Raw genomic sequence first — 12571 nt, 5'->3', positions numbered from 1 at the left:
ATCATAAGACCTGCCAAAATGGTTCCCGCTACCATCGCTACTACTACGATTATAATAACAACCGCTGATACGATCTGGCGTGTTTTCTGATTTGAAAATTTAAACATATCTCTCACCTCTTCTGCATTCTGCCATGCTGCGCGATAATCTGATCCGTAAGTCTCGAAATCTCATTTTTCGAAAGCGAATCAATCTGCGCAGATAAATTTATTCTATGATATTTTAGTAATTCCCGCAAGACTTCTTTTTGCTTTTTTGACGCGGGCTGTTCGCGTTTTACCTTGTAAATCAAAGGCTGCGGTGCAAACACCTCCGGCACTTCCAGAAAATACCTGTTTTTAAGCTCCTGATACAGATGGTGCGCCGCCAGCGCATCCGAAAACGCCCGATGGCTCTCGCCCGGATCCACCGCAAAATACCGGCACGCGGCTGCCAGATTCTTCTTTTCCTCCTCCGGCATAAAATGGCGGCAGATTTTCAAGGTATCAAGCCCCGCGTGCTCAAATGTATACTTCCGGTTGACCGCCGCCCGCTTGAGAAAGCTGAAATCAAAGATAACATGATGCCCCAGAAGCGGCAGCTCCCCGCAGAATGCCAGAAGTTCCGGCAAAACTGTATCCAGCACCGGCGCATCCTTCAAATCATCGTCACAGATTCCCGTCAGCTCCCGGATGCGCGCATCCAGTTCCCGCTCCGGGTTGACAAACGTCGAATACGTCTGCACCACGGTTCTATCTTCCACCCGAGCCGCGCCAATCTCGATGATCCGCTCGGTTTTGGGATTTAACCCTGTTGTCTCCAGGTCAATCGCTATATAAGAATTGTTTGTTTTTTCCATTTTATTTATCCATCGTAACTGTTCAGTACCTTCACAGTCACGCGCAAAAATCCATTAAAAATTGCCTACGGCAATGGGATTTTTGCCTGCTGGCCCATGTTTTCGTACGGTCAGCGCAGTAAATGCACAGACCTACTGAACAGTTTACTATCCATCTAATTTAAAATATGGCTGTCTTACATTTCTTCTCGTTCGCAGATGTTCTGACTGCCGCCATCCGCAATTTCTTTTTCCTGTCTTTCTCTGGAAAATCCCATTTCTCACTATATTTCATCCTGTGAAATGGAAAATGCCGCCGCATTGCCAAACAGAACGTCCCGGTTTTTGTAATCAAACAGCACAAACCTTCCGTCTTCCATCCGCTCTAAATGTGCCATTTTCGCCATCTGTCTGGAATCGTATGCCTCGTAGCCCTTCAAATAACGGCGTTCCTTCGCCTCGCGCATGAAAAACTGCTTCGTCTCGTTCTTCCACTCCGACGGATCCGGGGCAAAAGATGGACGGCTCTTGACGTTTTCACGGAGGTAGAGGTCATAAATGAGAAGATCCTGATAGGAAATTTCTTTGTTCCCCCATTTCTGAATAAACAGATACAAAATCTCATACCGTGCCAGCCGGTTATGGCTCACTCCATTCAGTCCCTCTTCCTCATAAAATGCCGCCAAGCGGTCATACAAATCAAACGCATCGCCCCATTCCTGCGACAGGCATTTCATCGTGCGGCGGAACTGCCCGCTGTTGTAATAGACCTCGACCATCTCTTCCACACCCTTGAGACGGATCACCTCTTCATAGGAAAGCCAGTTGGTTCTAAGCACCTCATACGGCGGCTTGCTCTGGCTGAGCAGACCGTATTTCTGCTTCATTTCTTCCATATAGGAACCTTTCAGCACCTTCAGAAAGCCAAGCTGAAGCTGTTCCGGCTCCATTTTGTATACATCGTTGAAGGAACGATGAAAGCTCTCGATATCCTCATACGGAAGCCCCGCAATCAGGTCGAGATGCTGATGGATGTTGCCAAAGGTGTTGACCTGCGCCACACGGCGCGCCACCTTGTCTAGATCCATCGTCCTCCGGATCTCCTTCACAACCACCAGGTTCGTCGTCTGCACACCGATTTCCAACTGAATCAGCCCCGGACGCATCTGTTTCATCAGCGCCAGCTCGTCATCATCCAGAAGGTCCGATGAAATTTCAAAATGGAAGTTGGTAATTCCATTATCATGTTCCAGCAAATACTGCCAGATCGCCATCGAATGGCTCTTTTTGCAGTTAAACGTCCGGTCTACGAACTTCACCTGCGGCACTCTCCGATCAAGGAAAAACTGCAGTTCCTTTGTCACCAGCGAAAGGCTGCGGAACCGCACTTTTTTGTCAATCGAAGACAGACAGTAACTACAGGAAAATGGACATCCACGGCTGCTCTCATAGTAGATAATGCGGTGTTCCAGCCCGCTTAAATCTCCGTAGGAAAATGGAATGTTGTCCAGATTCATGAGCGGCGCCGGGCGATGGACCTCGATGGTGCCATCCGAACGGCGTAGGACAATGCCTGGGAGCTCTGAAAAACAAACCTCCGTCCCGCACTCACACGCCTCCACCAACCGCGTAAAGGTCTCCTCGCCTTCGCCCTGCATGATCAACTCGACCTCCGGCAGCTCATCCATCAGGTGAACCGCGTCATACGAAGCCTCCGGACCTCCCATCCAGATGCGGACCTGCGGAAGAACCTTTTTCAAATCGTGGACCAGTTCCTTCACGTAAACGATATTCCAGATATAACAGGAAAATCCCACCACATCCGGTTTTCTCCGGTAAATATCCTGCAGAATCTGATCCATCTGGTGGTTGATGGTGTACTCGCCGAGATCGATCTGGATTTCCGACACGGTTTTCGTTCGATTCGCGCCTTCTGCTGCCTCCGAAACCATTTCCATTCCAACAGCCGCACCCTGCTCATCCTTCTGTCCCAGCCCCAGCCGCTCCATCGCATACCGTCTCAGGCTGTAAATTCCCAGATTTGAATGTATATATTTGGCATTAATCGCCGCCAATAAGTACCGCATCGTCTCACACCTTCAAAATATGATAGCCAGCCGCCTTATTGAGCCGGTTCATAATCGCCCGTCCTAAATTGTCTTCCGAAAATCCTTCCGAAAAGATATATTCCGCGCCACGATCGTCGAAATCGCGCAGAACCGCATACAGGTTGTGTGCAACAGTCTCCTGACGCGCCCGCGCACCGATGCTTTCCAACATCCCCGCCGGGTAACGATCTTTCGTCTCGTCCGTGCAGATAATTCCAACCTTACGTCCTTCTGCCAGCTTTTCGCCTGCCAGGCGGTTGATCGTCTCCACAACTGCCTCCGTCTCGCCCTCGACCAGTGTCAGATCGGCTTTCGGTGCATAATGGCGGTATTTCATTCCCGGTGCTTTCGGGCGCACATCCGCGCTGACCGGTCCTAAAATCGCCGGATCAATGCCGACTTCCCCGACCGTTTCACGCAGCATCTCCACGGTGATCGCACCCGGCCTTAAAACCATCGGCATTTCCTCCGTAACATCCACGATCGTCGATTCCAGACCAATTCCAACCGGACCGCCGTCGATGATCGCATCGATCTTTCCGTCCATATCCTGAAGCACGTGATCGGCGCGCGTCGGGCTTGGGCGTCCCGATGTATTTGCACTCGGAGCCGCGATCGGCACGCCGGACAGACGGATTAACTCTGCCGCGATCGGATCGGACGGCATCCGGATCGCCACCGTATCAAGCCCGCCGGTCGTTCCATACGGCACGATCGCGCTCTTAGGAAATACCATCGTCATCGGTCCCGGCCAGTATGCCTTTGCAAGCTTTTTGCCATTTTCCGGCATATTCGATACCAGCGGCGCGATCTCCTCCAGACAGGACACATGCGCGATCAGCGGGTTGTCAGACGGGCGTCCCTTCGCCGCATAAATCTTCTTCGCTGCCGCCTCATCCAGCGCATTCGCCCCCAATCCGTACACCGTTTCCGTCGGAAATGCCACCAGACCGCCCGCGCGGATGATCGCTGCCGCCTTCTCAAGCACCTCCCGGTCATGCGCCGTAAAGTCCTTTGGATTTTCTATCTTCCACATCTGGGTGTGAAGTTCTTTTTTGGTTTCGTTTTGCATATTGATTCTTCTTTCTACTATCTTACAATGAATAAATCTATCTTCCGTACTAAGCTCGAAAATACCTCGCTAAGTACTCCTAGTATACACAAGATTCCTCGCCAGTTCAAGGTTTCAGCGCCCATTCAGATACTCCATAATCCCCATATGCAGCGTATACGCCACGCGGTCCTGATATTCTTCTGTTTTCAGCAGTGCCGCCTCTTTCCAGTTAGACAAAAATCCGCACTCGACGATGACAATCGGACATTTGACGTGGAGCAGGAGATAATAGCTGTCATTCGGTTTGGCTTTTCTGCGGTTCTGGTCTCCCAGCGCATAGTCGAAGCGCTTCTGCAGTATTTCCGCCAGCCGTTTCCCCTTCTCTGACTTCCGGTAATAAAATACCTGCGCACCGGATACTTCCTCCTGGTGGTAGCTGTTCTGGTGGATGCTGACGACCAGATCCGCGCCGGATTCCTCGACGCGGGCGCAGCGGTTTTTCATGTCGGACATTTTCCGGCTTCCGGCTGACGTATCGTAAAGTCCCCGGTCATCCTCCCGGCTCATCACGACCTCCACATCCGACTGCTCCAGATACCATTTCAGGCGCTTCGCGATCGCCAGATTGATGTCCTTTTCCAGGCTTCCGTCCACACTCACCTTTCCCGGATCAAAATCCCCATGTCCGGCGTCCAGGAACACCACCGGCTTTTTCTTTCCAAGCACAGCGTCCGCCCCCGCTGATGCCAGCCCCGCATACCGTGCCGCCAGAAAGACGCCGCAAAATAAAAGAAGGCAGACTGCCAATTCCACTGACAGCCGCCTTCGCATTTGTTTTAGAAACGGGTGTGTTTCAAACCATTCGTTCAAGTGCACCGCTCCTGATGCATTCTTATAATATCTATATTCGCCTTGTTCGCGGCATATCCCGCTATTTTCTAATTCCAATCCCGGCTCCTACTGCTGTGCCTCCGCTACATCCTTAAACCCAAGTCCAAAAATGCCCGAGGTTTCCTTCACAATCACAAACGCATTCTCATCCGTCTCCGCAATAATGCGTTTTAAACGATTGAACTCCGTTTTGCGGACGGTACATAAAACCACCGTCGTGTCCTCGCCGCTGTAGCCGCCCTTGCCCGGAAGCAGCGTTACCGTACGGTCAATTTCCTTAATGACACGTTCTGCGATTTTCTGCGGGTATTTCGTCACGATCGACGCCTCGCTTCCGGCATCATTTCCGTAGATGATCATGTCGATGACCTTCGTCTGCGCGTACAGGGAAATCAGTCCGAACAGTGCCGCATCGACATTTCCAAAGACGAAGATCGAGGTGGAGAGGATGATTCCATCGATCATCATCAGGGCGCGCCCGATCGAGACATGCGGATATTTCTTCTGGAGCAGGTAGCCGACCACATCGCTGCCGCCCGTCGTCGAACCGGACAGAAAGATGAACGCCATGCCGACGCCGACCAGAATGCCGCCGTAGAGACTTCCCATAAGCTGGTCGCCCATATAAACTGGAAAGACCGGGGCGATCACGTAGTCAAGAACCACCGAACAGATTCCGCACGCAAACGCCGTCCGCAGCGCAAAGGCACGGCTCAAATGAAACCACGCCAATATTAAAAGCGGCACATTGACCATCAGTGTCAGCCGTCCGACCGGCAGGTTCGTCACATGGTTTAACATCAGTGCCACGCCGACCGCACCGCCCGGCGCAATATTCGCCGTCTCAATAAAGCTGTGCGTGCCGATACTGTAGATAAATGCGCCCAGAATCAGATATAAAAAATCTTTTACAGAATATTTTCCAATGTATTTCTCCATTTCTGCATTTCCTCCTGTTATTCTGTCTGAGCGTTCCATCTTTTCCGGGCTGATTCTGCTGGTTCTGCTTCCCGCATCGTCCTCAATTTTCCGTATCTATCCTCCATCGCTCAGATTTCTTTTTCCTGTTTTTCCTTCGCCTTTTCGCCCCGCAGCTGGCTCGCCTTTCTCTGCAGCGTCTGCCTCGGCACATCCAGAATCCGCGCTGCCTCAGATATATTTCCGTGCGCCGCCTCCAACGCCTGCCAAATCAGTTTTTCCTCATAGGCAGCCACCGCCTCACGAAGCGACGAGCAGAGTTTTGGAACTTCTTCCAGGCTTTCCGGCGTCTTTTTCCTGTCCGCCTGCTTTTCCAGCAGAAGCTTTCCCTTGATGTCTTTATACTGGAGCAGGGCGCTCGTCTCATCCACCATGCTCATGCCGTAAACGATCACGTGTTCCAGCTCCCGGACATTGCCTGGCCAGTCATATTCTTCCAGTTTTTTTAGCAGATCCTTTGACACATACTGAACCTGCTTGTGGAACGTGCCATTGTGTTTGTTTACATAAAACTTGACAAAATGTCCAATATCCGCCTTCCGTTCCCGCAGCGGCGGAATCCGGATCGACATCATGCTCAGACGATAATAAATATCGCGCCGAAGCTGTCCTTTCTCGATCGCCTCAAGCGGTTCCACATTGGTCGCCGCAATGATCTTCACATTCGTGCGTTTCGTCTCACTGCCGCCCAGGCTGCGGAAACTGCCGTCCTGCAGAACCCGCAGAAGCTTTGACTGCAAAAACAGAGGCATCGAATTGATCTCGTCGAGAAACAGTGTTCCGCCGTCCGCCAGCTCAAAGAGTCCCTTATTTTCCATTGCCCCGGTAAACGCGCCCTTGGACGTTCCAAATAAGATACTTTCGAGCAAGGTATCCGGCAACGCCGCACAGTTCTGCGCGATAAACGGTTTATCCCTCCGTTCACTGGCATTGTGGATCGACTGTGCAAACACCTCTTTTCCGGTTCCCGTTTCCCCATAGATCATAACCGGCAGATCGCACGCCGCCACCACCGGTATATAGTCTCTGGCATTTTTCATTTTTTCATCCACTGCGATGATATCTTCCATCGTAAAAGATGCGCCGCTGTGTTTTTTCAGCTTTCCAGCGCCGCCGACCGGGATCTGTTCCGAAGTCAGTTCCACACTCTCCGGCTCTTCCTCGCCGTCTGTCATCTCCTCCATCGACAGATCGATCGCGCCCACCACGGCGCGCCCGCTCTTGATCGGAATCGAAAGAGAGCTGATATGGATGCCCTCCTGCCCCTTGGTCTGAAGCAGTTGATTTTCCACGTAAACCGGCAGTCCGACCTCCATCGCCCGGATCATGCTGCTGTTCTTAGCGTTCAGGTTTTCAAATACATCGAAAAAATTTTGTCCCACCAGCGCCTGGTAAGCTTCTCTCTCTTTCCGGTTTGAAAATTTACTATTTAACTTTGCTGAAAACAGAATCTCGCCATCCAGGTTGATGATCGTGATTCCGTCAATATATCCTTTTCCATGAAATAACTGTCTTAAAAACTCCATGCATTTCTCCCCTGTCTGAAACACCGCTGACCGGAATCACGCGCCAAGTCTCACGGACGTTCGACTTGAATCTGCGTTCATCCGGCCTGACAACGGTGTTATGTTTACACCTGTTCCAAGTGTATCAGAGGAAACAGGCAAAGACAAGTTTATCCGATCTCCTCCACACCTGGGCGATCCAGCGGAAGTTTCAGCCACCACCATTTAAATACGATATTTGCGATGATGCATGCTGCCATGATTACCAAATAGATGCCGATAAACTTCCAATGGCTGCCATTTAAGAGCATCATCGGTCCCATCGACCACGCAAACATCTCTGCCGGAGTTGTAAACGGCGCTGCAAATGCAGTATCGTTCAGCGTCTTGGAGCGGTTTTCCGGATCAACGATTCGAAGAAGGATGAAGCCGATCGCAAAAACGCCCGTTGAATAGCCAAATACGAAGATCGCGCGCTCAAACCAGCTGCCGCGGTTCATCGCCGGACCAAAGAACATCAGAGTTGCCACTACGATTACAATACCGCAGAGCAGAAGAAGTGCCAGCGGAGCTGCATATTTAACGATAACTGCCAGTTTGATGGAAGCGATTCCGAAAAACACCAGATAATCCGTCGCAGTACCGGAGATACGTCCCACTACATTTTCATCAATATAATCACCGACGCCGACTTTTCGGAAAACGAGGAACATCACGATCGCAGTCAAAAATGCCATCAGGTAATTCGGCAGATCCAGACCGATCGCTGCATAGATTCCCTTGCTGAGTCCCACACCGATACCGGATGCGATCAGCATCACTGCCAGATGCCATGCCAGCGGATCCAGGACGTTGGATGAAATAGTTTCCTCGCCCATCGACTTGCGCTCATTTTTGGGCACCAGACCACAGCGCAGATCATCGGAGATCTGATTGAAGCCTTTCATATATTTGGTCCAGCCCTTTTTCGTTCCCAGCTTGATGAAGAACAGACCGCCAAAGATACCCGATAAAATACCAACAGTTGCACAGGTCATCGCGATATCCATTGCATCCAGATCACCCAGTCTCTCAAACGCGGTACCAACAGCCGCTGCCGTTCCGTGTCCGCCGGAGAAACCAGCTGCCAGCAGCAGACCGAAGCCATAGTTAATGTTCGGGAATAATTTCGAAATTACTAAAATACTAAACAACGGTGCCAGTGAGAACTGAATCGCCTGTGCCAGCACTTTATAGGAAAAATAAGAACCAATCCGGTCAATTTCCGCTTTAAAATCTTTCTTATTGAAAGAAAATCCATTAATTCCGACACCTGCGAAAATCAGGATAATCAGAACACTTGCATAAGAACCAATATTTTCAGAAAACGGCAGGATTCCCAGTCCCTGCGCCCCGAGTGCCAGCGCGATAAATCCGGCAATCATGCTTGGCGGAATGAAAAATTTCTGTACCAACGGCACTTTTGCACGTAAAAGCTGACCAACCGCGATAAAAAACGATGCGATCGCAAAGTCCACTAAAATGTCTGTAACACTCACAGATACCCCTCCTATTCTTCTGTATCAAATGCGCCTCCAGCTATTTCCCATCCGGAAGCGCTTCTATTCTCCCCTCAAATGGCAGAGCGCTTTTCATCCGTATCCCCATACGTTTCACGAAAAGCGTTCTGCCGGTATCCTTTATCTGAAAATCACTTTTCTAATTTGATAAAGTTATCCGAATGGCTCTTGGTTGCCGACGGAGCCAGATCCAGTTTCTGATCTGCGATCTCTAAGATGTCTTCCGGACGAACCCACGGTCTGCCCTGGATGGCACTTGTCTCCTCATGGGTTAAGTATCCCTTGTAGGTGGTTAAGCTGCGGCGCAGGAAACCATCCTTTGCACATGCCTGCGCCACGCCATTGTTGATGATGCTTCTGAAGTGCGGCAGTACGGATGCTGCGTATGCGATCGAGGTAGACTGGGAAATTGCACCCGGAATGTTGCTTACGCAATAATGTACGACGCCCTCTTCGATGTAGCGCGGATTTTCATGGGTGGTCTCATGGAACGTCTCGATTGCACCATAATCGTTGCTGATATCTACGATAACGGAACCTTTCTCCATCGAGCGGACCATCTCGCGGTCGATCATGTATTCTTTGGCATCCTTCGGCCATCTAACACAATTATACACGACATCGATCTCCGGTAAAATCTTTTTCAGATTATAACGGTTGGAAATCTGGGTATTGACTTCCTCATTGAACTGTTTTCCGATATCACGCAAGGTTCCGATATTAATATCCATAACCGTTACCCACGCGCCCAGCGCATGAAGAACAGAGATTGCTGCGCGTCCTACCACGCCACCTCCAATGACCAGCGCCTTAACGCCCGGAGCACCGCCGAGACCGTTGACGAATTTGCCCTTGCCGCCGTTGATGGAGAGCAGGGATTCCAGACCAAAAAGTGCGCCCGCCTTACCAGCTGCCTCGCAGTTCGGTGAACCGTAACGGTGGGAATCTTCTGCGGTAAATGCAATACACTTGCTGTCGAGAAGTGCCTGTACCTCCTCCGGATGTGCTGCCGGATGGATGCAGGTAAATACGATCTGGTTTTCACGGAGCAGCTTGTACTCGCACGGTTCAAACTCTTTTACCTTTGCGACGAAATCGCAGGTTGCATAAATTTCTTCCTTTGTATCAACCAGCTTCGCGCCCTCTTTCACATATGCCTCATCCGGGAATCCAGAACCTTCGCCCGCGCCCTTCTGAACGTAAACCTCATTGCCGTCACCTACCAGCATGCTTACCTCTGCCGGGGTTGCGATGACACGGTACTCGCCTACTTTGATGTCTTTCAATACGCCAACTTTCATAATGTGTTCCCTCCATGTAATATATTTTTCTTTTTGCTTGATACTTTTGCTTGATACTCATATATACAGCAAGTTCCGTGCCAACTTTTACGTTTTTCGATTTTATTTAATATTTTTCTTTTTTATTTTCCAAAAAATTCGAGGTTTTCCTTGTAAATACAAGGTTTTTGTCGAATTAAAATTTTTATTTATTTTTTTGATAACCTTCCAGGAATGACTCGTTCTTGTCTCATTTTTTTCATAATGCAAAAAATGACTCATTTATGAGCTTTTATGTGCTCATAAATGAGTCATTCAAATTTTATTTTTAAGTCATATGCCGATTTTTGAGTCCTACTGCCCAACTTCCGCCGCTGCCAGCTTTCGCGACTCCGTCAGCGTCTTTCCCTCGCGCAGATGAACCGCCACGCGCTCCTCGCGCTTCGCGATCCGGGAGGCAGATTCGTAGACTTCCGCGATCTTTCCGGACGGAACCACAACTACGCCGGTCCGGTCCATCACGACCATGTCGCCCGGAAAAATCAGGACGCCGCAGAGTGTCACCGGCACATCCACGCCGACTGTCTCGATATCGTAAGCGCTCTTGTTCGGTGCAGTTCCGGCGCTATATGCCGGAAAACCAAATGCCGCGATGTCATCGGTATCGCGCAGGCAGCCGTCGGTCAGCTCGCCCTGCACGCCGCGAAGCTGTGCCCGGAGTGCCAGCAGGTCACCGCCCGTCGATACATCCATGATACCGCCCATGGAAATCACCAGCAGGTCGCCCGGTTCCGTTTTGTCATCGATCACTTTTCCGTGCTTTGCCAGGTTCACGCCGTCCCACGGTGTACTCCGGCGCTTCTGCAAAATCGTGCGGGCAAATCCGGCTGCACGCTTCTGGGAGGGATCGATCGGATGAAGTCCCAGCACACTGCCGCGTTTTAAACCAAGTCCGTCCATGGCATCTGCCACATTTTCGGTCGGGAGGGCGCTATAGCGCTCCACCCACATCATTCTCTCTTCTGCTGTCATATTTTCCTCTTCCTATTCTCAAACCATATCTTTACAGGCTTCTGCCCGGCTCTTTCATCTATCCGATATGATGCTTTTTTTCCACTATACAAACAGATGGTAAATACCCAGGAAAGAAAATACCGCTACCACTGCCAGTGCCAGGAAGGAAACGGCAAACAGCTCTACAAACATACGGTTCTGCGGGAAACGTTCTTCCGCATTCTCCTGCTGAGAAACACCTGCCATGATGAGCGCGCCGGTTGTGGAAATCGGAGTAAATCCTACGATCGTTCCACCGATTACAATCACCGATACCAGTTCGATGGCATCTGCTCCCAGCGTTGAAGCCAGTCCGCTTGCTGTCGGAATCAGGGTCGGGAATACAACTCCAAGACCGGAACTGAAGAAGGACATAAACCCAGAAGTAATACCCATGATCATCGCAGCAGTCCGTTTGCTCATAACGTGCTCCAGAGCCGCTACCATGATATCGATACCGCCGGACAGGGAGATAACATTCATCAAAATGCCAACACCTAAAACCATGATAATCACATTCCACGGCACCATCTGAACTGCTTTCTTCTCATCACCGCAGCCAAAGATAATTAACAGCGACCCCATTAAAAATCCCATCAGGCCGACATTCCAGGAGAAGAACAGAACGCCGACTGCCAGACCAGCCAGTGCTGCCAGGGAAAGGAGCTGTTTTCCGGTAAATTTCGGAAGCTCTGCTTCTTTTCCGACTGCATTTACATCCACTTTCCAGCCTTTATAGTAAATGTAGACAAGTACCATGGTTGCCAGCGCCGTCAGAATCAGGCAGAACATGATCGGAACGGTATCTGCCTCCAGTCCCTGTGCTGCCATCAGTTCACGGACAACGGCTGCCTCCGGGGTCAGCGGACTCATACGTCCGGACATAACGCCCAGGTCTCCGATGATCGCCGTCATAATCGGGTTGATGCCTGCGGATGCCGCAACCGGGATTGCGATAACCGGGATGATTGCCAGGCTCGGAATTGCGCCCGGTCCTACGGCACTGATGATAAATCCTAAAATATAGATAACAAACGGAATCAGACGTTTCTGTTTGCCAACCAGCGCTACCATCTTGCGTGCTAAAAGTTCTAGGGTTCCGTTTCCGTTAATAATTGCAAACAGATAAGTAATACCGACCATCTGGATGCACAGGGATGCACTAAATCCCTTGATGATATCGGATGCCTTGATGCCGAATACCAGCGCCAGAACGGCAGCGATACCTGTACAGAGAATACCGACGTTACAGTTTTTCACAAAGCCAATCACGATAGCTGCCAGAAGGCAGATTAAAGAAATAAGTCCTAAGTTCATAGCAGCCTC

10 protein-coding genes are annotated in these 12571 nt (G+C 50.5%); all 10 read right to left on the bottom strand.

The features are described 5' to 3' along the window. Positions 1–112: 112 nt before the first annotated feature. The 10 genes from DXD12_RS12670 to DXD12_RS12625 all read right to left on the bottom strand — a co-directional run bounded on the left by DXD12_RS12670 (position 113) and on the right by DXD12_RS12625 (position 12562). Positions 113–838: a 3'-5' exonuclease gene (locus DXD12_RS12670; RefSeq protein ID WP_118638475.1), complete on the bottom strand. Its 726-nt coding sequence runs from the start codon at positions 836–838 to the stop codon at positions 113–115. A gap of 263 nt (positions 839–1101) precedes the next feature. Continuing rightward, positions 1102–2904: a B12-binding domain-containing radical SAM protein gene (locus tag DXD12_RS12665; protein WP_118638474.1), complete on the bottom strand. Its 1803-nt coding sequence runs from the start codon at positions 2902–2904 to the stop codon at positions 1102–1104. Between the two features lie 4 nt (positions 2905–2908). Further along, entirely contained in the window at positions 2909–3961 is a 1053-nt protein-coding gene (locus DXD12_RS12660) for an L-threonylcarbamoyladenylate synthase (protein ID WP_181357271.1), read from the bottom strand. Between the two features lie 150 nt (positions 3962–4111). Continuing rightward, positions 4112–4849, bottom strand: coding sequence for an N-acetylmuramoyl-L-alanine amidase (locus DXD12_RS12655; protein WP_347561391.1), 738 nt, complete (start codon positions 4847–4849; stop codon positions 4112–4114). Between the two features lie 87 nt (positions 4850–4936). Beyond that, on the bottom strand, positions 4937–5809 hold the full coding sequence (locus DXD12_RS12650; protein ID WP_107001826.1) for a YitT family protein: 873 nt from the start codon (positions 5807–5809) through the stop codon (positions 4937–4939). A gap of 110 nt (positions 5810–5919) precedes the next feature. Further along, a complete protein-coding gene (locus tag DXD12_RS12645; protein WP_118293786.1) occupies positions 5920–7374 on the bottom strand; it encodes a sigma 54-interacting transcriptional regulator in 1455 nt (484 codons plus the stop codon). A gap of 149 nt (positions 7375–7523) precedes the next feature. Next, positions 7524–8891, bottom strand: a complete 1368-nt coding sequence (locus DXD12_RS12640; protein ID WP_022358860.1) for a sodium/glutamate symporter — start codon at positions 8889–8891, stop codon at positions 7524–7526. Between the two features lie 152 nt (positions 8892–9043). Next, positions 9044–10213, bottom strand: coding sequence for an alanine dehydrogenase (locus DXD12_RS12635; RefSeq protein WP_107001824.1), 1170 nt, complete (start codon positions 10211–10213; stop codon positions 9044–9046). A gap of 333 nt (positions 10214–10546) precedes the next feature. Next, a complete protein-coding gene (locus DXD12_RS12630) occupies positions 10547–11224 on the bottom strand; it encodes an RraA family protein (protein WP_118638473.1) in 678 nt (225 codons plus the stop codon). 84 nt (positions 11225–11308) lie between these two features. Further along, entirely contained in the window at positions 11309–12562 is a 1254-nt protein-coding gene (locus tag DXD12_RS12625; protein ID WP_118638472.1) for an SLC13 family permease, read from the bottom strand. Positions 12563–12571: the final 9 nt, after the last annotated feature.

Origin of the sequence: Clostridium sp. TF11-13AC (assembly GCF_003481065.1) — a bacterium.
Classification (GTDB): Bacteria; Bacillota; Clostridia; order Lachnospirales; family Lachnospiraceae; genus Otoolea; species Otoolea fessa.
Note: the sequence above shows the minus strand (reverse complement) of the source record. Positions and strands in the feature narration are given on the sequence as shown.